We start from the raw sequence: 23755 nt of genomic DNA, 5'->3' as shown, positions 1-23755 counted from the left end.
AACATTTTAGCCATCGGACAATTTATAGTGTTAAGTGGCCAAAAGTTTGAGTTCTTAACTGGACTGTATCATTTTTTTAAAAATGTCAATATTCTGCTGCACCACCACCTGCGTAGAAAATTTGTTGATTACCTGCTCTCTGGCTCTCCTCCCCATTTTTATCGAGAGCTCCTGATCATTTAGTAATCGGATTATTTTTTCAGCGAAAGCTGTATGATTTTTAGGATCCACCGTATATCCGGTTTTACCGTTTATCATGATTTCTTTTGCCCAACCAATATTCGAGGTAACAAGGGCTTTTCCCATGGACATTGATTCCAGCCATGTCATTGGGAGAGCCTCGGCAAAACTGGGTAGGGTAATTACAGCAGCAGAAGCGATATACCCCCTGACATTTTTGTAATCAATCCAGGTAATATTCTGCACCTGTCTTTTTGCGTCCTGAGAAAGTTTTTCCTGGAACAATTCGAAGGTGGATCTGTTTTCCAGAATATCCTTAACGTCCTTTCCCAGCAGCACCAATTTAGCTTCAGGCTTTTGTTTCACGACCAGGTTAAATATCTCCGCCAGTTCCAGCAAGCCCTTTTTCCTGATAAGGCTGCCGAAGTAAAGCAGCATATCAGGTTCAACTTCTTTAGTAGAAGGACTAAAAAATCTGGTATCAACCGAATTAGGAATAATTTCTATTTTCTGCTTCAGTTTGAAAATTTTTGTTGTCTGCCGGGCCGTAAATTCGCTGACAGAGAGAAGACCGTCTGCTCCTTGCAGGGCTTCTCTTTCAAACCAAAAATTTTTCTTCTTCTGTGGTCGCCCCTCAAGCTTACAGAAGTAAGAATCACTGCCATGCATTCTAATTACCAGTGGACAGCGCAGCTTCATAAAAGCTGTAATTCCCGTCCAGTCGGGAGCCTCTATGGCTTCTATTTTATCTACTACAATAAATTTATTCAAATAGTTCTGAAGAAACTTTCGATGAAAGAACCAACCGGCAAGAGAAAATTTCCGCTGCCGGATCAAATGAAATTTTATACCATTTTCGGAGAAAACAGCGTCTTCCTTCTGGCCGTAAACAAAAACTGAAACTTTTATTCCTTCAGCTGTCAGGGCAACTGCCAGGTTACCTACACTAGTTCCGATTCCGGCTGAAGAATGCACTCGCGGATGAGGATATTCGGGAGTTAAAAAAGCTAGGTGCACGGAAGCAGTTTTAGATGATTTTCAAGCATTTTATCCAAGTTATAGTCCTCTTCTACTAAGCGGTTTACATCGCTGGATATTTCGATTTCCCTACAGAGTATTTTTTGCAGGAGGTCAGAAAGTTCTTGAATATTCCCTGTGGGAAAAATGAATCCATTTCTGCCATGACTTATGATCTCCGGGTTCCCGCCTACAGGAGTTGTAATCACAGGAACGTTTGCCGCCAGGCTTTCCAATATGGATAAACTGAAACACTCCATATAGGTCGGTTGCAACAAATAAGAATAGTGTCCAAAGAGCTGCGGCAGATGGGGACTGCTCCCTTTAAAGCTAAATTGTTCCCGGAGACCGAATGCCTCCACCATTTCCTTTAAATTCCCTTCCATCGGTCCTTCTCCAAAAATGTCGATTCGAACAGTATTTCGTACTTCTATCGGCAGTAACTTTACTGCTTCTATTAGGTCCTGAATCCCTTTGGATTCTCTTAAATGGGAAGCTACAATAAACCTGGAATGGTTTTCTTCGGTGCGCTTCAGGTAGACAGAAGTATCAATTCCATTATAAATGACCTTGGTTTTTTCTCGCAGATTGCTGCCGTAATCTTTTAAAATACAATCGACGGTATATTTAGAAACTCCAACAAAACAATCTATAAGTTGTGAAAATAGTTTTCCTCTGACTTTGTTTTTAAGTCGCTTTTTCAACGGAAATCCTCCCGGAGGTCGCGGGTTGTGATCTACGGCAATAATGTAAGGCTGACTTCTTTTCTTCAGTTCTTTGTAAAATGGTGTGCAAAGAGTGAGGAAATGAGTAACTACAATGTCAAAACCCTGATTCTTTTCCAGGTAGTGGAGAACATAAGTTTCAACAGATTCATTCTTGCCGGCAATGTAAAGTTCAAAACCGGAATAAAAATCAAAATGTTCTCCTCCCGAAAAAAACCAGGTGGGTTTATAACCTTTTTGGAGCAGCTGCTTATTATAGGCCTGGAAAAACCTGTCCATGCCCCCTATCCGCTTCGGGTTTAATTTGTAATTACAAATAATTCCAATGTTCTTCTTCTTAATCAAATTCTGAAAATTCTTTTAATGCACGAACTATCCTACTACTCGTCCCCTCCAGAGGTTTTCCAATTTGAAGGTCCAGAAGATTTCTTCTTTCCTCTTTATCTTCTGTCGGATTCTGCAGGTAAAAATTTATAGCATCTATTAATTCTTTTCTATTGCGTGCCAACTTCACCGCGCTGCTTTTCACCACCTTCTCATAGTGTCCAAACTTTAAGAATCGCTGATCGTTGTAAAGTTCGTTAGTTTCATTCCCAAATACAGGATTAATAACAGGTTTATCGAATAACATGAAATCAAGGCTCATTGTGGAACACATATTTATACTGATATCCGCGTACATCAAGAGGGCACGTAAATCTTTAAGATCCTTTTCAGACGGAATCCTTTGAGACCAGGGCTCCGGATGATCTAATCTTGCTAAATACCAATCCGGATAGTTCCAGCGGATAAAAGGGAATTTTTGCCCCAGGAAAAAGAATCGATCAGAATCTTCAGCCGGGGATGTCCTAACAATCAATTCTACTTTTTCTGAAAGTTCATTTTGTTCAATAGCTGCTGCAATAACTTCTATGTACAATTCATCGTTTCGGCTGGTGGAAATATCTCCACAGCTATAGCATAGAATTTTCTTTCCTTCGGAAACCTTTAGGGTGGCTAAAAAATCCTCTTTCTTCATGTAATATTTCGGCATTACATACGGCTCAAATTGCGGCGTACCGACGATTTCAACTTTGCGAGGTGAGGTAGAAGGATAAAAATAGAGAAGTTCCTGCTCCATCAAGGAGCTCCAGACAAGAAAGAAGTCAAACCTGGCAGCCATTCTCCCTTTTGAGGACAGATTGTCCCAACTAAAAATAAAGGAGCTTGTTCTAATCTTTAATTTTTCTGCAGCAGCAACAAGGGAGACCACATACGGAGGTCTCTGATGTGTAAAAAACAGCAAATCCGGTTTATCCTGTTTTAGATAAGCAATACATTCCCGGGTAATTGTATGGGCGGAAAGGGAGTGTATCTGTCGCCTTTCAACAAATTCTATAAACTTCTCGGAATGCAGTTTACTTGTGACAGAATATATAAAACGTGTAGCTCTGGCTCTTTTTGAGCTGCCGGTTGATTTGTTGAGGAGAAGGTTATCCTTAATTCCAAAAAAGTCTTTGTGCAATTGAAGATGAGCTACTTCTTTAGTCTTTCTCCAAAACCATGTTGTGGAAGGTTCTGCAAAGACCGGTAGTTCTTTTATCTCGACTTGAGGCATTTCTTTTGCGTCGTATACCTCTTTAGGAAGACCGGAATAAATAATAAGCTTATCGAACTCTGATGAAGCAGCTTTCAGAAAGTCACTAAGGACAAAATTTCTGAAGCCCACTCCGTCAGTAATAACTAAGCCTAAAGTTTTCAACCGCCTTGTCTGCATTTGGGGAATATGGTTTTAACAAAAATAGAAGAAATACCGGGTAAAACTAATGAACATTTATAAAGGAAGTATTTACCCACTGCCATATATGGAAGCTACTTTTGTTCTCTCCTGCAAGGAAAGCCTTCCATTCTTTCTCTATCTCGTTATGATCAAACCAACCGGAAATATCTTTTTCCTTTAGAATTTTAAGACGTACATCCACAAAATCTTTCAGTTGATGGCCAAGCCATTCTCTTTGCGGGGTTTGTAAAGGCCTTTTTGGAGCATAAGAAATTTCTGCCGGCACAAGATCCTTTATTAAATCTCTTAATAGATATTTATGTATTCCATCCCTGATCTTATAGTGATTCGGCTGAGCAAAGGCAAATTCGACCAACCGGTGATCTAAAAACGGTTCTCTTAATTCTGTGGAAGAGGCCATTGATATCCTGTCGTTGAAACGGAGAGCTCTTGGAATTTTGGTATAAAACAAATCCCGGTATTGCAAATTCTGAAGATCATTCTCAAATGGCGCCGGATATTCTGGTTTTTCAGCCAATCGCAGCATATCCTGACTGAGCACATTAATTTTAAAAGGAGATTTCTTATCAGTCTGGCCCTGAATGGTCATATCATGGCTTTTGCCATAGTAGTCATAACCGGCCCATTGTTCATCCATTCCCTGTCCATCCAAAAGCACAAGAACATTATCTTTTTTTGCCCTGTCGAAAATCTTTGAATAGGCTATGGTAGGAATTCCTCCGTATGGTTCATCCTGAAATACTGAAATCTCGCTAGCAAGGAGATTAACCTCTTCGGGTTTTAAGGCTACACAGGTCAATGGATTTCCGGTAGATGATATCATTTTCTCCACCCATGGCAGTTCGTCGTACCGTTCATCTCCAGTGTAAAAGGTGTAAGCTCTTATCTTTTCAGTAGGTTTTTCTCTATTGACCAAAGCCAGCAAAAGTGAACTATCGATCCCTCCACTTACATTAAATCCAACTTTGACATCAGCCCTAAACCGAAGTGAAATACTGTCGAGCAGGAGATCGAGATATTTTTCTTTGGTTTTTTCAAAATCAGGAACAATCTCTGTTTCTCTAATTCTTCTTACGAAATCGTACCATTTCTCTGTCCTTAGCTTGCCTTTACTGAATTCTAAAAAATGACCTGCAGGAAGTTGATGTATTCCTTCAAAAAAGGTTTCTTCAGGAAAGCCGTATGAACCAAAGGCAAAATAATTTGCCCATACTTTCGTAGCTGCTTTTTCTCTTTTTAAAACAGCCTTTATAGCCTTAATCTCACTGGAAAAATAAAGATCTTGCTGGTCAATAGAATAAAAGAATGGTTTTACACCAAACCTGTCTCTGGCGGCAAAGAGATGTTTTTCTTTGGAATCCCAGATTGCAAAGGAAAACATACCGTTAAGTCTTTCAAGACAATTTCTCCCGTAGACAAGGTAACAAGCCAGAAGAACCTCGGTATCTGAGGAAGTCCTGAAATGGAACTGATCCTTTAACTCTTCCCTAAGCTCCCTGTAATTATATATTTCCCCATTAAAGCTTAAACTGTAACGGCCCGAAGTGTCCTGGAAAGGTTGGTTGGCAGCATCTGAAAGATCTATAATAGACAGCCGGTTGTGCCCAATGAGAGCAAATCCATTCTCACAATAAATACCGGTGTGATCGGGGCCTCTGTGATGCTGTTCAAAAAGCATTCTCTCCAACTGGACTCTCTTGTCTTCAGAAGTGATGATCCCCGAAATACCACACATTAGCTGTAATTTTTAAGTAGAATTTCAGCCTCCTCCCAGTCTGAGGGAACATCAAGATTAATATGGGGTCCTGAGGATACTATAGAACCGATCTTCTCTCCATAAAGTGAATTTTGCTCCATTAGCACTTCAACCTTTACAATGTAAACGGCTCCATCACGGTAAAAAGTCTTAGGTAATTCCTGTCTTCTCGGAATAATTTTCTTTTCACCGGTAGCTATTTTCAGCTTTCCATCCTCTTCTTCAAAACACCAGTGTGGATTAAATTCGTCCGGAACTGTTCTAACTGAAATTACTGAATCGAAGTCACCGGAGATAAATTTATCAATGGCTGAATCAATGAGATCTTTTCCGCGAATAGGAGAAGTAGGTTGTAACAAACAAACTGCATCAAATTCTTCCCCCTGAGCCAGGAAATGTTCTACGGCATGTCGCACAACATCTATTGCCGGAGTCTCATCAAGGGCTAAGTCTGAAGGCCTTTTGAACGGCACCTCAATTCCCAAATCCTTTGCTACATTTATTATTTCTTCGGAATCTGACGACAGAATGACCTTTGGAAGAAGCTTTGAATTAACAGCAGATTCAAACGTATAGGCAAGTAAAGGTCGACCCGCGAGATGTTTTACGTTTTTACCCGGTATACCTTTGCTTCCACCCCTGGCGGGTATTATCCCTAAGATCTTTATCAATATGTAATAGTTTTGGAAAAAGTTAATTTTTCAGAAGAGAGAATATCAGCAATTCTTTTTCCCGAATCTCCGTCCCCATAGATGTCTGAACTTTTGTAATTGTCATGAGCAATGGCTTTTTCAACTTCTTCATAAATAAGCTGCCGGTCGTGCGGAACATCAGTGACATTATTAGCCCTTAATCTTCTATTTTGCCTGTTTCCAATGTTTACCACAGGAGTTCCCAGGAAGGAACATTCTCTTAGCCCTGCACTCGAATTTCCAACAAGTGCTCTTGCATTCTTTAAAAGCTTCAGGAAATCATCGGGCTCCATGTTCTTAAAGAAATGAATATTCCGTGGGTTTTCCATTTCCCTGAAGGACCTGATGCCATTAGAGGTTCCATCTGAGCCTGCATCTACATTAGGCCAGAACCAAAAGGCCGGATAGTTGAGATCTCTTATTGCTCTTAAGGTTTCCAGTATTTGCAATTTGGCCTCCTTATATTCAGTTGTCACAGGGTGTTGCATCACAACAATGTAACCTGATTTCCAATCCAGTTGAACTCCCACTCCACCATATTTTTCTACCGGATCAAAATCCAGGGAAGAATTATGCAGTACCTGTTTGGCCAGGTCAATGGAAGGACAGCCGGTGTTAAGGACTTTGGCGGGATCTTCTCCAAGTTTTATTACCCGCTCCCTGGCATCTTCACTACACACAAGGTGAAGGTCTGCAAGTTTAGTATTTGCATGTCTTACCTTTTCATCAATGCTCCCGGTAACTTCCCCTCCCTGCATATGCACCAGGGGGATATTCTGGTAGGCTGCTGCAATAGAGGTAGCTATGGTTTCAAAACGGTCGGCTATTGTTATGACAGCATCCGGCTTGAGATTATAGAACACATTGGTAAGTTCCATTACTCCTAAACCTGTAGTTTTGGCCATGGTAGTAGGATTCTCGCCTTCCAAAACCATAAAAACTTTTGCTGCAATGGGAAAGCCATCTTTTTCAATAAAATCTACTGCATTTCCATACCTATCCAGTAAAGCTGAACCTGCTATCACTAATTGTAATTCAAGATCGGGATGTTCCTGAATAGCCGATAGGGCTGTTTTTATTCTACTATAGGAAGGCCGGGCTGTAACGACTACACAAATACGTCGGGGCATTTAGAGTTCTTTTTAGACTTTAGACGAATGTATTAAAAATGATTTTTAGAAGCTTTATACTAACGCATTTTTAGCCGTAAAAGGTGAAAAGATTTAAATCCCGGATAGGACCATGATGAAATCGCAAAAACTATTACTCCTATTCCAGGTCATCTTCCTTTAAAAATTCCCATTGTTCCAGGCCGCGGGACAATTTCCTGCCGATAATCTCCTCAAAACAGCCAGCGCTTATTCCCATTCCTTTAGGCTTTTTAGCTTCCAGATCGCTGAATTTTAAAATATGGCCGACCGGAAGCTTTTTATTCACCGCAAGAGATTTTTCGAATATGTTCTTAAGGTCTTTATACTTTGTATTCTCTGTCTTATCAACGGGATTTTTCAGTGCGATTTCTAACTCTCTTAAACTCTTTACCAGTCTCGCGATCTCCCCTATTTCCAGGGAAGAAGAGGCATCAGGCCCAAAGCTTCGCCTGTCGAAGACAGCATGAAATTCCAGAATTTCGGCACCCAAAGCTGCAGCGGCAATACAGGTTTCTATTTTGGCAGAGTGATCGGAATATCCTACCACAACTCCGTAACGGTTTTTTAGTTCGGGAATAACATTAAGTCCGTAATTTTCCGGTTGTGTAGGATATGCTGTAGTGCATTGCAAAACAGAAAATTCCACGCCTTTCTTTTTTAGAAAATCAACAGATTTATCCAATTCGGAATAAGAACTCATTCCAGAAGAAAGAATGACCGGTTTCCCTGTTTTAGCAATTTTTTCGAGCAGGAGAAAATTGTTAACTTCTCCCGATCCTATTTTGTAAGCCTTTACACCTATTTCTTCAAGTAGGTCCACAGCGGCATTACTGAAAGGCGAGGCTAAAAACTCCACACCTTTTTCGTCACATCTGTCTTTGATTAGCTTCCACTGTTCTTTTGAAAATTCCATCCGTTTCCAATAGTCGAACCGGGTTTCATCCTGCATGGAAAACTGAACTCTAAAAGGTTCATGGATGCTGCTTTCAGCTTCTGCAATATGCACCTGAAACTTGACAGCATCCACACCGGTTCCTGCCAAAGCATCTATATAGGCCAATGCCATTCCCAAACTTCCTTCATGTGCTTGTGCTATTTCGGCTATGATCTTCATCGCTTAGTATTTTGGATTTGGGAGTGAGTTAAACTTCTGAATAGTACTGCTTGATACCGGCCTGCGATATCTGATAACTACCGGAAATTGAATTATATTTTTATAGAGTGACTTCCAGAATTCTTTGAAAAAAGACCAATTTTTAAATCCATATTTAAAGAGATTCAAAAAATACAACCGGGCCACTTTCTTCAGCAATAGCGGAAAAGGATAATAGACTAAATAAAAATTTGCAGTATTTTTTAATTGCCTTCCAAACCTGAAATAATTCCCTCCCTGAAGTTTTCTCGCCTCGGTATCTACCCTATGATTGACCACGATCTTATAAGTAAAAAGAATTTCATGATTTAAATTAAGAACTTCAAGAGCGACACAAATTTCTTCTCCATAAATATCTATCCATTTTGGAAAACCAGCGGTTTTCATATACACATCCTTTCTAATGGCAAAGCCGCATCCCATGAAATCCTTCGTAAGATAATCTTCTTCCAATGGATCTTCATGCCCCAAATAGTTGTCAATATTCTTCCCTCTAAGTTCCCTGAAGGCAATTATTCCCAATTGTTGCCGGCTCCTGAAAAGACCCAGGGCTTTCGAAATAAAGTCTTCCTGCATAGGATGTGCATCATCATCAAACCCAAAAAATATCGAACCCCTTGCTTTTTTGTACAGAAGATTCCTTGCTCTGGAAGCTCCGATACTAACTTCGGAAGAATACCACTGTACCCAGGGGAATTCCTGCTTTAATTCCCCGGACTCGTCTGTACAACCATCAAGAAAGACAAGGATTTCATGCTCTTTTTTACTCACGCATTTCTCCAGAATTAAAAGTGTCTTTTGAAGCTCATCTTTGCGATTTTTTGAAACAATAAGAATAGATGCTTCCATTTTACACCTGAATTTTATTCAATTCGTCTCTGAGATGTGCCGAAGAAAGATAGAATAACAAATCCTCCCTTTCAAGAATAAAACTTTCAGGATCGCGCTTCCACAGCTCAAACATTTCCTTTATAAGTTGAGATATTTTATCCACATCATCTGCCGGCGACCAGTACTCATAATCCTGTCCTAACAATCTCCTGGACTCACTCCTGGGCGGTCCCAGTAATAGAATTGGCTTTCCCGCCGCGATACAATGGGGGAATTTCCCCGGCAGGAACGGGCTTTCTTCCGCTTTTGATTCCAGGATAATATTAACGGCTGCTTTCTTTTGCATTTGAAGCACCTGAGCAAAAGCTGCGTTTTCTTTTATAAAATAAAATTGTTCTATCTCTCCCTTTAGTTTTTCCAAATGCTCTTCATGATACTGTGCACTACCAATTAAGATTAATTTACTCAGTGGTTTTGCTTCAGGGTTCTCTTTTAGAAACTTTTGAAAGCCCCGGATAAGATCAAAAGGAGGTCTTTGCTTCATAAGATTACCGGCATGTAAAAGATTGAACTTTTTCTCATCGAAAAATTCCGGTAGATCAATTTCTGTCGTATCTGACTCTTCTCTCAATTGATGGGGAATGACTAAACTCTTTTGCGAAAACCCGGGGTAATGTTTTTCCATCCACTGTTTCAACCCCAGGCTTGGAAAGGCAGCCCATCTGCATTTATCTGCTACTTCCTCAAAAAACCTGATCTTTTGCCTGTATCCGGGTTCCGACCAGTTGTAAGGATCCGGGTAGTAATGAAAAGGATAGGGATCATGAATATAGGCTATCCACTTTGGGTGGTGCGCCGGCAATCCCAATAGAGCGTGATGAGGGCGAAAACTAGCTCCTTTACTAAGAGTAAGAATAAGCTCCGGATTAAAATTCAACTTTTTTAGAGCCTTCTCAATACTTTTTGAATCATTTAAAAAAGTAAAGGAGAAACCAAATCTGGGCTCAAGAAATCTGGCCAGATTAACCTTAAGACCATGTTGAATTTTCCTCTGACCCCTGCTTAGAAAGTAAAGAAGATTTGTTTTCCTCTCTTTAATCTGAATACAACGAATACCTTCGAGCTCTATTCTCTTGCGGGTGTAGTGATATACCACAACTTCAAAACCGAGATCTCTCAGGTTTAAAATTAAAGCAACGTTTGCCTTTGACCCACTACTGTCCTCCACATTAATGGATTCAGCAACGACAAGTATTTTTTTCGGTTCAGCGGAAGTCAAGAGGTTTACAGATTTGGTGTACAGCGAAAATAGAGATATTTCTTAAGAAGAAAGGTACATAAATAGTCGAGCTATAATCCCATGAGAGCATCAATGATCCTTTCGGAAGCTTTTCCGTCCCCAAACGGATTCTCAATTCCTGAGAGATCAGCGGGGTTATCGAGCGCTTTATTAGCTTCTGAGACGATTCTTTCGGTATCGGTACCCACCAGGATTGAGAAACCGGCTTGTACTCCTTCCATTCTTTCGCTAAGCTCTCGGGTAACAAGAACTTGCTTTTTAAAGGCAGGAGCTTCTTCCTGCATTCCGCCCGAATCGGATATGATAAGACCGGCTTTTTTGATTAACCAGACCATTGCAGGATAAGACAGCGGCGGAACCAAAAGTATGTTCTTGTCATCTTTCAGGAATTGTGTTACTGAACTTTTAAGGTTTGGATTGGGATGCACGGGATATAAAATTTCCACATCCTCCCTCTCTCCAATCTTCCGGAGAGCCTTAAAGATAGATTCAAAACCTCTTCCAAAGTTTTCTCTGCGATGCCCGGTAAAAAGGATAAGTTTCTTTTTAGGGTCCAACTGCTCATCCAGATCGTTGATCTCCTTAGTTCCTGAAGCAAAAGAAGTTTTATCTGCTGCCCACTTTATGGCATCCACTACAGTATTCCCTGTGAGATAAATTTGATTTCCCCTGATATTCTCCTTTAAAAGATTGTTTTTCGCCAGGGCAGTAGGAGCAAAATGAAAATCGGTAATTCTTCCTGTTAGCTGCCTGTTCATCTCCTCGGGAAAAGGAGCAGCTTTATTGAACGTCCTTAGACCTGCCTCCACATGCCCCACCTTGATCTGCCTGTGAAAAGCGGCCAAAGCCACCATTGCCGAAGTGGAAGTATCGCCATGAACCAGGACCACATCCGGTTTCTCCTGTTCTAAAACTTCATCCATAGTTGTTAAAATTCGTGCACTAAGACGGTTTAGAGATTGATTGGGCTCCATCAGGTTCAGATCGAAATCTGGCTTTATTTCAAAGAAGTCTATAACCTGGTCCAGCATTTCCCTGTGTTGGGCGGTAACACATATTTTGAAGGAAAGGCCTCTTTGCTTAAGCTGATAAATGACCGGAGCCATCTTTATGGCTTCAGGGCGGGTTCCGAAACAAACCAGAAACTTCATCTAGTTAACTTTTTTATTTTCTTAAAAATGGGAAACAACACTAAATAGATTGAATGTTTCATATTATAATACCTGTAAAACCGCAAATAAATTCCATATTCTTTGAAAAGTGGCTCATGTTTCTTAAGTAATTTAGGATCAATACCTCTATAATTATTTATGATTTTAAGCAACTTCCATTTAAAAAATTTCTCTGCTTTGACTCCATCATTTTTTAGATAAAAATTTATGCATTCTAAACTTATTAAAAAGGAGTTTAGAGATTTTCTATCCATTTGGCGACTTAGCCTTTCCTCAGAATGATTCCGGTACAAAGCAAAACAATTTGCAACATTCAACAAACCTTCTGAATTGATGAAAATTCTAGTAACATACTCTGCATCATCATTCAAGGATAAATCCTTCCTCCACCCGCCCGCCTTCTTGCACAGTTCTTTTGGAATAAGAAATGCATTAGCCGGAATAAAAGATTGATTTGCAGCCAATGTTTGAAAGTAATCCTCAGAATTTATGATTCTTTTATTTCTAAAATAATCTATTAACTGCATTTTTTTTGAGGGCCAGAAATAATCCCAGGGACAAACAGTAAAACAGTTCCTTTTATCGGCCTCCATTGCCGTGATCTGATATTCTAACTTATTCTTTGATATTTTATCATCATCATCCAACCACTGAATATATTTACCATTACTCAATTCAAACCCGTAATTCCTGGCACTATTGGCTCCTTTTGAAATGTTAGCCGGAAGGGAAGTATATTTGAATCGTTTATCCCAAAGGAAGCCTTCCACTATTTGTTTTGTTCCATCGGTAGACCCGTCATCCACAATTATACATTCCCATTCGGTTAAACTCTGTTCCTGTACTGACCTGAGAGCATCTCCAATGAAATGGGCTCTATTATGTGTTGGAATGATTATCGAAACTTTTATTTCCAAAATTTCAATATTTTAGAGTCCTTAAAATAATTTTTCTTGAAATCCAATGATATTTTTTAGCCATCCAAAACCTGGGCATCAGCTCAGGAAAATTAATTTTCAATTCTTTTTCTATCTCCTTTAGAATACCGGAATCATAATTGTATAATAAAAAATATCTTAAATAATGAAGAATACTTGTTCGCGTATGAATATTGTTTTGAGAAAGAAAATCTAAGACTTTTATACCTGCAATAGCAGAGGTTTTCCTGACGTTGAAATTCCGATTGCCACCGGAGGTAATGGAAATTGAATGTTTCCGTCGATAAAACAAAGTATCCTCAACATTTGAAAATACCGGCTTTTCATTATAAAATTGCTGGACAAAAAGAACCCATTCCTCTGCATAATGTAGCTCTTCATCAAACCTATAATTTGAAAAGAAAGAACTTCTAAAAATAGGTACCTGAGCAACGAATTTAATTTTACCTATTAGATACGCATCCCATAATTCATATTCAAGGACGGTGTTGTTTTCTGAATTGAGTTCAAAATTTATATCTTTTAAGGAAGTGAAATTTTGAGCCCCACAAAGGGAAAATTGTGATGTAGGATTTTTCTCTAGATTTTTTATTTGCACTTCTAATTTCCGGGGATGCATTAAATCATCATCATCAAAAAACTGGAGATAATCATATTCTTTTTCTTTGATTAAATCCAGCCCCATATTTCTACTTGCTGAAAGCCCTTTGGATTTTGCTTCAGGCTTTTTAAAAAAGCAAAATCTATCGTCCTTTTCAACAAATCTTTTTACGACTGCTGGCGTATTGTCTGTGGAAAAATCGTCTATAATATAGCAATGAAACTTTGTGAATGTTTGGTTTTGAATTGAAACCAGAGTTTCTTCAATAAGTTTTTCTCTATTATGACTCGTTAAAATGATTGCTACTTTAGCTTCTGCCATTATACATTTTTCTATTGACTCTTATTTAGTAAGCTCGATCACCATCGTTTCGTGAAAATTGATTTCTTGAGGAATAATATAGCCATGTCTTTCTACATCCCTAAGAATAGGATCTTCACTTTCTCCAACAGACGTTTTTTTAATTTTAGAAAAACCTGCACTATCCCCAAGATTACTTAAGCTTTCAAAATTGTGAATAGTTTGATGACCCCAAGCCTTGAAAAAATGATTGATTACATAAATATGATAAAACCTGCTATCTACACCACGTGTTCTCACATCTTTTAAACCCGGTAACATATCTACAGCCCATTTTGAATATTTTTGATTTATATGTTCTTCGGGGTTATCATAGAGATCGAATAAAAAATCAATAGACGGGGTCGCTATTCGAAGAATACCACCTTTTTTCAAAATTCTAAAAGCTTCTTCAAGCATTGTTTTCTGCTCAGACAAATTTAGATGCTCAAAAAGATGCTCAGAATATATATAGTGAAAGGTGTCATCATTAAAAGGAAACTCTTTACCGGCATCCAGTTTTATTGCTTTTTCTGAAGGCTTAAGATCCGAATTTAACCAGCCGTTGTGCAAATTTTCACCGCAGCCTATTTGAAGTTTATAGATTTTATTATTATCAAAATAATTCTGGGTGATCTGTTCATCTTTTATTGAATCGATTCTCCGCTGTCTACTATTTCTCAATATTTCGTAAAGCTGATAGGGTGATTTCTTTAAAAAATTTTTCAGTCTGTACCTCAATTTCATTTTTTTGAACTTTTAATCACCACAAATTACCTCCTTGGGAATAAACACTTTTGAAGAATTTGAAAACTGCGTTTCTTCTCATAGCCTAGAATCATATACGGCCTTACTTTTAATATTGAACATAAAACTTTAAAGTTTTGATTATTTCTGTTATTCAAAATACTTGACCTTAATTTTATATCTAATTCTCTTTTCAACCTGTCAAAATCCAAGGCTGGCATTTTTAGACAAACCTTACTTAAAAAATCCAAATAATCAATGTAGTACTTCAAAAACTTTAAAACATCCAGGCTTTTATATAGATGAATATTCATGAAGGAATCAACAAACTCTTTTGAATTAGCTGTACCTAAATTATCAATTATTTGTTGATAAACCCTTCTCAAGTTTTGAATATACAACCGGTTTTCTCTTGAATCTGAAATTCTCAATTTACTAGAAAGAGTAAGGTCATGAATTCTATAATTATATAAGACCTGATGAATGTGATAGAAATCACTATGCTCGCATGCCCTTAACCAAAAATCATAATCCTCAATGCTATGTAATTTTTCGTCATAGCCCTTGTTCCTGTAAAATACTTCTTTTCTGTAAAGAAAAACCGCTCCGATCGAATTACCAAAAAGAAGCCTGGTATAATCTCCCGGATTTATAGACTTTCTTAAGGAACCATTACTTTCAATTATATTTAGATCTGCATAGACTATATCAACATTATGCTTAATAATACCTTCTAAAAGTTTCTCAATTGCATTATTTTCATAAATATTATCATGTGAAGTCCAAGTGTAGAATTCTCCCTTGGCGGCCTTATGACCAATATTTAAACTAGCGGGAAGTTTTCTATTTCTTTCATTAGAAATGATCTTGATGCGACCATCAAAATTCTTAAAGGATTCTGCAATTTTTAAAGAATTATCTGTTGAACAATCATTAACAATGATAAGTTCAAAATTATTATAGGTTTGATCCAGACAACTCTGAATAGATTGGTCAAGATATCTTTCTCCATTGAAAACAGGAAGAATTATTGATATTAAAGCCCCGGTTTCGCTTTTACTCCCGCTCACTACTGTAGATTTTTTTCCATTCCCTGTCGATTTTTTCCTGGGCAAAATGCTGCTCTACAAAGTTACGGGCTTTTTCACCCATTTCTATTCGTGATTTTTTATCCAGTAAGAATGTTGCTTTTTCCCACAGACATTTCATGTCATATTCCTTACACAGATAACCTGTCTCATTATTTACAATTGTATATCTCACTCCACCCGAATCAAAAGCCAGCACAGGTAACCCCGCAGCTGCCGCTTCCAGTGTCGCTAAGCCCTGGGTCTCTCTCCTACCGTCTTTTAGTGGTACGGCCGTTAATATGTAAATATCACTTTCTGCGAGGTAGTTTCTGACTTCCTCCTGTGATTTTTTTCCCACTAAAAAAACTGAATCAGCAAGTTGATGTTTATTAATAAGACTTACTAAGTTCTCTCTTTCTGCACCATCTCCAATGATCGTTAGCTCTACATCAAGATCTCTTTCTTTCATCATTTTAATGAATTCTATAGCATACATTTGCCCTTTCACCTTATCTAGCCTGCCAACATTTACAAACTTCACCGAACCACCAGGCTTTTCCCTATTCTCCACTTTAAAAAAATCCGTATCAACTCCTACAGGAATTACTTTAAGATTTTTCTCCGGACAACCAAGCTCTTTTATTCTTTCAGCGAGATAAGAAGTGTTAGCTATAATTAAATTATCACCTCCGAAGAGGTAATTATAATATCCATTATTCTGGATAAAACCATTAATCGGAAAAAACGCATCATGCCCATGAAATGAAACAATAAGACGACCTTGAAAAAAACCTATGCTTTTGAGAATATCTACCGGATGTATATTGGTTCCATATTGAATGTGGATAATCTCAACATTTTTGAACTGAGAGTAAAAATGAAACTGGTAGATCCAGGTTAAACTAAATTTTTTCTTGTGCTTTAAAAAAACAGCCAATTCTCTGAGCTGCGCAATCTGTTTTAGAACTATTAAACCTGCTTTTAAAACTCTTATAATCCTATTCCTCGGAATTTGGTAATCCTCCAGAATTAACTTTTTTCTTATTTGATGTTTTTCCAGTACCTCCAGGTGAGTGCTCGCTTCAAAATCTAGTATCTCACTCACGAGGATACGGACGTCCAGATCTGCTTTTATAGCTGTAATTATTTGCGCTAGTACAAAAGTCTCCGAAAGATGAGGAAACTGGCGCATCTTAAACAATATTTTCCTCACCGGCTATAAATTTTAATGTATTGTCTGAACTTGAGCTCCAGGATTTTCAACAAATCTTCTTTATCTAATAGCCGAAGCGCCTTGACTCTCCACCTTTTATCAATCCCAAAATCAGAGTTCGAGAAAAAAATATTAAACAAAAGATCCTGCTTTATAGTCATCAATACTTTCTCCAATTGTGCGTGTGGAAAAATTTTCTTTTTGAGATTTATCTTTTCCAGTACCCTCAGCCAATCTAGAAAAATTCTAAACTCCTTCAAGTCAAAAAATTCCCGAAACAAGATTATTTTTTTGATCACCTCATCTGGAAATGATTCCTGACAGTAACCTAATTTTTTATAAAGTGAAAGGCGAATTTCAGCATCCAAAGACAATTGCTCTTGTTTGTTTCTACCTGAGATTTGATCTTGATGGGTTCTATAGAAAAGAAGTGGTTCCTGAATGTTATAAAACCTACTCTTCCATCCCACCCTGCTCCAAAGCTCATAATCTTCACCAAATTGCAACCGTTCATCGAGTAAAAGATCCCGGAAAATCCTATTATACATCACAGCTCCCAAGCTAAGGGAACAATTTAAGAGTAGTTGTGTAAAAACATCATCATGCTCTTCCTGATGTTTTATTATCTTATCGGAATTCAGGAATTGAAGCCAACTACCGCAAATCTCAATCTCCGGTTTTTGCTGTAAAAGTCGAAGTTGTTTCCAAAGTCTCTCGGGAGCAGAGATATCATCACTATCCATAAAAGCAACGAATTCTCCTTTAGCTTCTTTTATGCCACTATTTCTGGAGGCCGAGACTCCCGTGTTACTCTTATTCCTTAAAATCTTAATTCTATGGTCATTAAAACTTTTGACTACCTCTAATGTGGAATCAGTAGATCCATCATCTATAACTATAAGCTCAAAATTCTGGTAGGTTTGATTAAGAATACTCTGAATTGCATCTCCAACAAAAGCTTCACGATTATATACCGGTAGTATGACTGAAATAAGGGTTGACATTTAATAACGGTAATTTCAAAAATTATCGGCGAAAGATTATCTTAGCTTTTTCCAAGGTAAATATAGGTTTCCTTTTTGAAAAAAGAAGATATGAACGAGTGGATCTAAACTACATCATTTTAGCACATAAAAATCCGATTCAGCTAGGGAGATTAATTTTGAGGCTTCAGCACCCTGGATGCCGGTTCTATGTCCACATCGACAGAAATGTCGAAATTTCTCCTTTCCTGAAAGAGTTGGCTGATCAACACCAAATATTCTTCCTGAAAGAAGAGCAACGTCAATCCTGTATCTGGGGTGACATTGGAATTGTCACAGCCACTATTAATGCAATGAGACAAGTTGTTGAAGAAGAAAGAAGCGGATATTGTATTCTTTTGAGCGGCCAGGATTATCCCCTCAGACCAAACAAGGAGATCCAGGACTTCTTAGAAAATGAGAATGGCACCTCCTTTATCTCCACATTTTCTTTGCCTCATCCCAATTGGAAAAATGGTTTCGACAGAATTGAAAAATATAAAATAGATAAAACTCCGAAAAGGAAACATTTTCTTCAGTTGTCCTCGATCTTTGATAAAGATTTTTACAGCTTGGAAACTGCTGGAAAACTTAATTTCCTGCGTAAATCCGGCAGGGCTCAATTAATCCCTTTGGTTTTAAAAAAAAGAAGATTTCCTTCCTATCTCAAACCTTACGGAGGCGGTCAGTGGTGGGCTTTGCCTATGCTGAAGGTAAAAGAAATCCTGAACTTTATTGATGAACATCCAGATTACCTGGTTTATCACAAATATACTCTAATTCCGGACGAGATTTTTTTCCATAGCATCATGGCAACCCTGGATGGACCTGTCGCCCCTTCACTGACTTATGTAAACTGGGATCGAAAAAATACACCTTTACCAGTAACCTTTGAAAAAGAAGATCTGGAAGAACTAAAATTGGCATCGGTAGAAAAACTTTTCGCCAGGAAATTTGATATTACCATTGATACAACCATTCTTGACCTTTTGGATCAGGAATTACTCCAATAGATTGCGAACCACATGAGAGAAACTATAAAGAAATTCCTTCCGGAGAGGGTAAAGTACAACTACCGCAATTTTAGAAAATACAGGAAAAAGCAGCAGCTTGAAAGAGAGTATGCAGGTAATGAAGTTACTTGTAATATCTGTGATCATCAGTATCGTATCTTTGAGCCTTTTAAAAATGTCCCAAATGAAAAGTGCACTAATTGTGGCTCGATGAAAAGGCATAGACTGCTCTTCCAGTATCTTAACGGGGAAACTGAATTATTCAGAGAAAAAAAGGAAAAGCTAAAGTTGTTGCACTTTGCTCCTGAAAAAGCATTCTATGATATCTTTTCAAAACGTCCCGACATAGAATACTTTCCTTGTGACATCGATCCCGGGATGTACAAATTCAACAGAAATACTCAGATATATGAGATCGATATAACCTCTATAGATTTCAAAAGTGAAACGTTTGACATTATCCTCTGCAATCATGTTCTGGAACATATCATTGACGATAAAAAAGCAATGACTGAACTTTTCAGGGTAATGAAGAAAAGCGGGTGGGGAATTTTTCAGGTACCCATTGCTTTCAACAGAGAGAAAACGTATGAGGACTTCTCCAAGATAACTCCCGAAGAAAGATATGCTGCGTTCGGACAGATCGATCACGTTCGCTGGTACGGTCTCGACTATCCTCGAAGACTGGAATCAGCAGGATTTAAAGTCCACGACATAAAATATACACATGAATTTACAGAGGAAGAAAAATTCAGGTTCGGCTTCCCGGAAAAAGAATCTATTTATTTTTGCTCAAAGAGCAGTTAGAAAAGAATTTTTTACTAGCGTTTTTTAGCTCTTTCAAGGAGAGCAAATCCTCTACCTGAAGAAAGTCCGGCAAAAAGAGAAACCCCAAAAACAGTTGCGAACTCAAAACCTAGATGTTTTTTTACAAGAGAGAGGACTTGAAACCATTTCTTAGAAACAGATCTGAGTTTCGCAAGCTCAAAGCAATGGTTCATCAAAGCGTAGAGCATCTCTTTTCTGGTCCCGGCATCCATCTGTGCCGAAACATCATGAAAGGTAAGGATCCGGTTTTCAAGAAGTTCATTATGGAAATTAACCGGACTTGCGAGAAGTTCTTTTTGAATTGACTTAGAATGCAATCTCCTGTGAGTGAGAACCTCATCCAGGTAAATACCGTTTTCTGTAACTAACAACATTTTACAGAAGTAATTGTAGTCCTGCCAGGACTTCATTTTTTCATTCCAGCTAATTTGATTGGCTACCTCTCTCTTCAGTATTACATCATAAGTATACCAGTGGATCTTTGAAAGTACAAAGTCTGCTGCTTTTATACCGGAGGATTTCTTTTCATATTGATAAGGCTCCAGGAGTTCGTCTCCCTCAAAATTAGCAGTTTTCGCGATCACAAAATCTGCATTAGAAGCTTCAAGAGCTACTACTTTTTCCTCAATGTGGTTAGCAGTCATAAGATCATCACTATCAAACCAAATGACGTAATCACCACTGCTTTTTTCAAAACCAAAGTTTCGACAGGAATTAGCACCTTTAGGTTTGCCTTCTGGGCGCTTAAAAAATCTAATCCTTTCGTACTTATTACAATATTCCTCCAGTATTTCTTTTATTCCATCAGTCGAGCCATCGTCTACGACTATACACTCCCAATTTGTGTATGACTGCGATAAAACTGAATCTATTGTTTCTCCAATGAGATTAGCTCTGTTAAAGACGGGTATTATAACTGAAACTTTTAGCTGATCCATCACACCATTCCGTTACAATAATTATCCCACGCCTCAATTAGTTCTCTATTCCCGTACCGGGTAAGATTTTTCCCTTTTCTTGGAGTGGGTGTAAATTCTCCAAAAATAGCACCTCTAGAAGAAGCGTAAAAATCTATCCTGCAAAACAATTTGTAATGTGTACTCAATTTTTTCACCTCACGAATCATTTCTTGCAAACAAGCGGGTGGAGGATCATATTTATCAACTGAAGCATCAATCAGAACTTTTTCTTTTATTAGATCCCAATTCTCGGTATAGAACGAAACCTGTTCTTTGGCAAAACCGGTCCTTTTATCCAGTTGAATAAATCTTATCTTCCCATTAAATGTATAGAAACGGTAATCATTTGGAACCTTAATTTCTCCAGCTTCATTTGACAAAAACTCTTCAATGATTATTTCTGTTACTCCGACAGATTTATATAAAATATTTATGGCTATTCGCAAATCTGAAAAAGAATATGATTTTTTATCGAACAAATTATATCCATCCTTCATTAGAAAGACATTTTTACTGGCTTCACCAAGGATAGGTTTAACGATAAAGGTCTTAGGCAAAATAGACAAATCCAAAGATTCGAAGTCTTCTCTGCGTCCACGCCAATACACTTCAGCTACCTTGCAACCGGCTTTAAGAGCGAATTCCTTAGCATTCCATTTGTTTTCAAGTCTCCTTTGCCATAGATCCATGTTTTTCCATGTAGACCAATCCTCTTGTCTGTACAGTTTAAATAAGACTATTGAGCGGAGATGATCATTACCAAAGTACAATTGTTGACGCTTCCAAATCCTTCTTTCGAATTCAGTTTTCTCCAGATTTTCTCTTTGACGATATACTTTCCTTCTCAGACGATAGAAACGCAGTTTAATTCCAGAAAGATTATTTTGGAGAGCATTTTTAAACGTTTCTCTTCCCACAAACAATGTAGATAATTTTAACATTGACCTTCTATTGAATTTAGCCAGCTGCAACAAACCTCCCTCTTTCAAAATTAAATGAGAAAGTTTGAACCAATGCAGGAAAGAAAATTGTTCTGTGGTATAAAGAATTTGTTCAAACAAGAGAATGAGTTTTAACCTTTGATAAGGCTCAAACTTTTCTATATAATCATATATTAATTTTGAAAAAAATATAACCCTCGCATTCTGCTTTGTCTCCTCAAGATACCCACCCCGCGAAATGTTATGATCAGAAATTCTGAAAAAAGCTGTAGCATCGTTAATAGCATAATTTTTTTCAAATTCGCTGAATTCTAACCAAGCCATGAGATCTGCACCCCAAGCTAAGGGAAAATCATGAAAACCATACTTCAGGAATTGATCTCTCCTAAAAATTTGTTCGGTTAATGAGCCCCGAGAAACTTCGAAATATCTCCTGTAAATAAAATCAGTTGATTTCTCGATCTTAGGGTGCGTGAATTTTTTTGAAACCTCTCCAGACGAAGTTCTGTGAATTTTAGATGCATAACGTACCACTTTTATGTTGCGATTCTCAATATCTTCCAAATTCCTGTAAAACTCCTCCACATAATTGGAACTTAGATAATCATCATCCCCGAGAATCATGATCCACTTTTCTCCCTGGGAAAGGTTGATACACCTATGCCATTGCTTAGTCAAAGAAACGCCTCCCATGTTCTCCGGGAAGTAATGGTACTTTATGTCCAGATCTTGTGAAAAATGTGAGATGATATCCAAAGGATTTTCCGGGGAAGCATCATTACCTACATAGACTATGAAGTTTTTGTTTGATTGACGTGAAAGTGAATCAAGACATTCGAAGAAGAAGTTCTTCTTATAGTACGGTATTACTACTGCTAAACTCAAAAAATATCATTTTGTTATAAAATAACGCCAAAAATCTGAGAGAAGAAATTTGTGTTTTTTTGAAAGTGGATTCTGCTTTAGGAGTTTTAGCCAATATAGAAAAGCAAGTTTCTGGTTTCCGGTACTTTTACAATGAATGATATAATTAATCAAATATTTTTCCCTTTGAACTTTGTCAATAGCTGTACCCGAAACAACTTTTGGTAAATCATTTTTATATAACCGATGAAATTTGTGCATCGAATTTACCCAGGTGCCATCAATTCGGCCATTGGAAAAATGTTCAATTAAGACCTGATTCGTCACAAAAACTTTATGGCCCTTTTTAATGTAGTCCAGACAAATGCTTTGGTCGTAATTATGAAATCCTTCTAGCATTTCGTTAAAACATACACCCTTTTTCTTTTTCATGCTTATAAAAACGCCATCCACGATTACAGCTTCCTGAAGATCACCAGCTTCAAATCCTAACTCTATATGTTCTTTTACTCCATTTGGCCTATGTTGAATAAGGTTTTTAACTAAAAATCTTCTTTCGTGTTCCCACCAACCGGCGGGCACATTAGATTTCACCTTACTTCCCGCTAAACCAATTATTCCCGCCTCTTTATGTTCTACAAATAAGCGATGAATAATTTTGCCCCAATTTCTAGTGTGTATCTGAATATCCTCGTGGAGAAAACAAATAATTTCAAATTTACTTTTTTGAATTCCAAGGTTATAGGCTTCAAAAATCGAGTATTGATTTTCTTTATTATCCACACTGATTATTTCGTGTCGACACCCAATGGTAGCCTTTATATTTTCTTGTAAATTTTTTAAAAGCTCAGTCTCCCTTGAACAAACAACAACAGAAATATCAACCATCCTGAATGATTTTCTTAAAGGTATGTTTTAAGGCTTTTTTTAATAAGTATGGCTTATTCCAGACCAAAACTAATCCTTTTAAATAGTTTTGCCTATTAATGAGGCTCCGGGCCGTCAATTGATATAACCTGTTATCCCCTATCCTTGCCTGTTTTTGTACTTTATCAAAATTGGGTAAATTTTCTTTTGAAAGAAACTTAATCATTGTCTTCCTAACTTCCAATTCCATTCTAAATATCTTAACCCAGCCACTTTCTCCGCCTGCCTTAGCAATCACGCTACTTTCGTGGTACCTAAAATAATTTAAAGTCTCAGCCACAAAATATACATTAGAATTGCAAAGAAGCTGAATATAATAGAACCAGTCTGCATTATACCTCATAAAGGGTTCAAACCTCAGGGGAGCAATTTTATTTAGTCCAATTTTTCTGAAAAGTACAGCACTGACATTGGGAATTACGTTTTTATGAATCAAATAATTTTCAATAAATACATTCCCATCCATTTTAAAATCCTTTTCAAAAGCATTTTTCCCATGTTCTGCAGTATGAGTGATCCAGTTTCCTGTCACTTCA

Annotated in this window: 22 protein-coding genes; 2 read left to right on the top strand and 20 right to left on the bottom strand. The window is 37.8% G+C overall.

Translation table 11 applies throughout. From position 1 onward, the window contains the following. Window positions 1-54 precede the first annotated feature (54 nt). The 16 genes from LA313_RS01380 to LA313_RS01305 all read right to left on the bottom strand — a co-directional run bounded on the left by LA313_RS01380 (window position 55) and on the right by LA313_RS01305 (window position 17669). Window positions 55-1197 carry a glycosyltransferase family 4 protein gene (locus LA313_RS01380; protein ID WP_228912815.1) on the bottom strand — a complete coding sequence of 381 codons (1143 nt, stop codon included), beginning with the start codon at window positions 1195-1197 and terminating at the stop codon, window positions 55-57. Beyond that, window positions 1188-2267 carry a glycosyltransferase family 4 protein gene (locus tag LA313_RS01375; protein ID WP_228912814.1) on the bottom strand — a complete coding sequence of 360 codons (1080 nt, stop codon included), beginning with the start codon at window positions 2265-2267 and terminating at the stop codon, window positions 1188-1190. The genes LA313_RS01380 and LA313_RS01375 overlap by 10 nt, the downstream gene beginning before the upstream one ends. Next, window positions 2260-3678, bottom strand: a complete 1419-nt coding sequence (locus tag LA313_RS01370) for a CDP-glycerol glycerophosphotransferase family protein (protein WP_228912813.1) — start codon at window positions 3676-3678, stop codon at window positions 2260-2262. Before LA313_RS01370 ends, LA313_RS01375 begins: the two co-directional genes overlap by 8 nt. Window positions 3679-3724: 46 nt before the next feature. Beyond that, entirely contained in the window at window positions 3725-5437 is a 1713-nt protein-coding gene (gene asnB, locus LA313_RS01365) for an asparagine synthase (glutamine-hydrolyzing) (protein WP_228912812.1), read from the bottom strand. Next, on the bottom strand, window positions 5437-6129 hold the full coding sequence (locus LA313_RS01360) for an acylneuraminate cytidylyltransferase family protein (RefSeq protein ID WP_255702449.1): 693 nt from the start codon (window positions 6127-6129) through the stop codon (window positions 5437-5439). The genes asnB and LA313_RS01360 overlap by 1 nt, the downstream gene beginning before the upstream one ends. Beyond that, complete coding sequence (neuC, locus tag LA313_RS01355) at window positions 6126-7280, bottom strand: UDP-N-acetylglucosamine 2-epimerase (protein ID WP_228912811.1); 1155 nt, start codon at window positions 7278-7280, stop codon at window positions 6126-6128. The genes LA313_RS01360 and neuC overlap by 4 nt, the downstream gene beginning before the upstream one ends. A gap of 139 nt (window positions 7281-7419) precedes the next feature. Then, the gene (locus tag LA313_RS01350) at window positions 7420-8415 is read right to left on the bottom strand and encodes an N-acetylneuraminate synthase family protein (protein ID WP_228912810.1); all 996 of its coding nucleotides are present in this window, start codon (window positions 8413-8415) and stop codon (window positions 7420-7422) included. 3 nt (window positions 8416-8418) lie between these two features. After that, window positions 8419-9303 carry a glycosyltransferase family 2 protein gene (locus LA313_RS01345; protein ID WP_228912809.1) on the bottom strand — a complete coding sequence of 295 codons (885 nt, stop codon included), beginning with the start codon at window positions 9301-9303 and terminating at the stop codon, window positions 8419-8421. Window position 9304: 1 nt separating this feature from the next. After that, on the bottom strand, window positions 9305-10564 hold the full coding sequence (locus tag LA313_RS01340) for a glycosyltransferase family protein (RefSeq protein WP_228912808.1): 1260 nt from the start codon (window positions 10562-10564) through the stop codon (window positions 9305-9307). Between the two features lie 71 nt (window positions 10565-10635). Then, complete coding sequence (gene wecB / locus LA313_RS01335; RefSeq protein WP_228912807.1) at window positions 10636-11736, bottom strand: non-hydrolyzing UDP-N-acetylglucosamine 2-epimerase; 1101 nt, start codon at window positions 11734-11736, stop codon at window positions 10636-10638. Beyond that, window positions 11733-12674: a glycosyltransferase family 2 protein gene (locus tag LA313_RS01330; RefSeq protein ID WP_228912806.1), complete on the bottom strand. Its 942-nt coding sequence runs from the start codon at window positions 12672-12674 to the stop codon at window positions 11733-11735. Before LA313_RS01330 ends, wecB begins: the two co-directional genes overlap by 4 nt. A 4-nt stretch (window positions 12675-12678) precedes the next feature. Further along, window positions 12679-13617, bottom strand: a complete 939-nt coding sequence (locus tag LA313_RS01325) for a glycosyltransferase family 2 protein (protein WP_228912805.1) — start codon at window positions 13615-13617, stop codon at window positions 12679-12681. 21 nt (window positions 13618-13638) lie between these two features. Then, a complete protein-coding gene (locus tag LA313_RS01320) occupies window positions 13639-14382 on the bottom strand; it encodes a class I SAM-dependent methyltransferase (RefSeq protein WP_228912804.1) in 744 nt (247 codons plus the stop codon). A gap of 26 nt (window positions 14383-14408) precedes the next feature. Beyond that, the gene (locus LA313_RS01315; protein ID WP_228912803.1) at window positions 14409-15452 is read right to left on the bottom strand and encodes a glycosyltransferase family 2 protein; all 1044 of its coding nucleotides are present in this window, start codon (window positions 15450-15452) and stop codon (window positions 14409-14411) included. Next, entirely contained in the window at window positions 15439-16665 is a 1227-nt protein-coding gene (locus LA313_RS01310; RefSeq protein WP_228912802.1) for a glycosyltransferase, read from the bottom strand. The genes LA313_RS01315 and LA313_RS01310 overlap by 14 nt, the downstream gene beginning before the upstream one ends. Next, window positions 16662-17669, bottom strand: coding sequence for a glycosyltransferase family 2 protein (locus LA313_RS01305; RefSeq protein WP_228912801.1), 1008 nt, complete (start codon window positions 17667-17669; stop codon window positions 16662-16664). Before LA313_RS01305 ends, LA313_RS01310 begins: the two co-directional genes overlap by 4 nt. A 98-nt stretch (window positions 17670-17767) precedes the next feature. Between LA313_RS01305 and LA313_RS01300 the strand changes: the two genes are divergently transcribed. Continuing rightward, the gene (locus tag LA313_RS01300; protein ID WP_333473539.1) at window positions 17768-18700 is read left to right on the top strand and encodes a beta-1,6-N-acetylglucosaminyltransferase; all 933 of its coding nucleotides are present in this window, start codon (window positions 17768-17770) and stop codon (window positions 18698-18700) included. Between the two features lie 12 nt (window positions 18701-18712). Further along, window positions 18713-19507: a class I SAM-dependent methyltransferase gene (locus tag LA313_RS01295; protein WP_228912799.1), complete on the top strand. Its 795-nt coding sequence runs from the start codon at window positions 18713-18715 to the stop codon at window positions 19505-19507. Window positions 19508-19521: 14 nt separating this feature from the next. Here LA313_RS01295 and LA313_RS01290 read toward each other — a convergent pair whose 3' ends face one another. Genes LA313_RS01290 through LA313_RS01275 form a run of 4 tightly spaced genes read right to left on the bottom strand, consistent with a single transcriptional unit; the run spans window position 19522 to window position 23751 of the window. Further along, entirely contained in the window at window positions 19522-20466 is a 945-nt protein-coding gene (locus tag LA313_RS01290) for a glycosyltransferase family 2 protein (protein WP_228912798.1), read from the bottom strand. Next, window positions 20466-22313: an ATP-grasp fold amidoligase family protein gene (locus LA313_RS01285; protein ID WP_228912797.1), complete on the bottom strand. Its 1848-nt coding sequence runs from the start codon at window positions 22311-22313 to the stop codon at window positions 20466-20468. Before LA313_RS01285 ends, LA313_RS01290 begins: the two co-directional genes overlap by 1 nt. A 6-nt stretch (window positions 22314-22319) precedes the next feature. Further along, window positions 22320-23180: a glycosyltransferase gene (locus tag LA313_RS01280; RefSeq protein WP_228912796.1), complete on the bottom strand. Its 861-nt coding sequence runs from the start codon at window positions 23178-23180 to the stop codon at window positions 22320-22322. Further along, on the bottom strand, window positions 23173-23751 hold the full coding sequence (locus LA313_RS01275; RefSeq protein ID WP_228912795.1) for a hypothetical protein: 579 nt from the start codon (window positions 23749-23751) through the stop codon (window positions 23173-23175). The genes LA313_RS01280 and LA313_RS01275 overlap by 8 nt, the downstream gene beginning before the upstream one ends. Between the last annotated feature and the right edge of the window lie 4 nt (window positions 23752-23755).

The organism is Salinimicrobium sediminilitoris (genome assembly GCF_020866905.1).
Classification (GTDB): Bacteria; Bacteroidota; Bacteroidia; order Flavobacteriales; family Flavobacteriaceae; genus Salinimicrobium; species Salinimicrobium sediminilitoris.
Note: the sequence above shows the minus strand (reverse complement) of the source record. Positions and strands in the feature narration are given on the sequence as shown.

Coding starts and splice junctions, on each gene's coding strand:
- LA313_RS01370 (WP_228912813.1), bottom strand. CDS start 3,678: ATGCAGACAAGGCGGTTGAAAACTTTAGGCTTAGTTATTACTGACGGA.
- asnB (WP_228912812.1), bottom strand. CDS start 5,437: ATGTGTGGTATTTCGGGGATCATCACTTCTGAAGACAAGAGAGTCCAG.
- neuC (WP_228912811.1), bottom strand. CDS start 7,280: ATGCCCCGACGTATTTGTGTAGTCGTTACAGCCCGGCCTTCCTATAGT.
- LA313_RS01350 (WP_228912810.1), bottom strand. CDS start 8,415: ATGAAGATCATAGCCGAAATAGCACAAGCACATGAAGGAAGTTTGGGA.
- LA313_RS01345 (WP_228912809.1), bottom strand. CDS start 9,303: ATGGAAGCATCTATTCTTATTGTTTCAAAAAATCGCAAAGATGAGCTT.
- wecB (WP_228912807.1), bottom strand. CDS start 11,736: ATGAAGTTTCTGGTTTGTTTCGGAACCCGCCCTGAAGCCATAAAGATG.
- LA313_RS01325 (WP_228912805.1), bottom strand. CDS start 13,617: ATGGCAGAAGCTAAAGTAGCAATCATTTTAACGAGTCATAATAGAGAA.
- LA313_RS01320 (WP_228912804.1), bottom strand. CDS start 14,382: ATGAAATTGAGGTACAGACTGAAAAATTTTTTAAAGAAATCACCCTAT.
- LA313_RS01305 (WP_228912801.1), bottom strand. CDS start 17,669: ATGTCAACCCTTATTTCAGTCATACTACCGGTATATAATCGTGAAGCT.
- LA313_RS01295 (WP_228912799.1), top strand. CDS start 18,713: ATGAGAGAAACTATAAAGAAATTCCTTCCGGAGAGGGTAAAGTACAAC.
- LA313_RS01290 (WP_228912798.1), bottom strand. CDS start 20,466: ATGGATCAGCTAAAAGTTTCAGTTATAATACCCGTCTTTAACAGAGCT.
- LA313_RS01280 (WP_228912796.1), bottom strand. CDS start 23,180: ATGGTTGATATTTCTGTTGTTGTTTGTTCAAGGGAGACTGAGCTTTTA.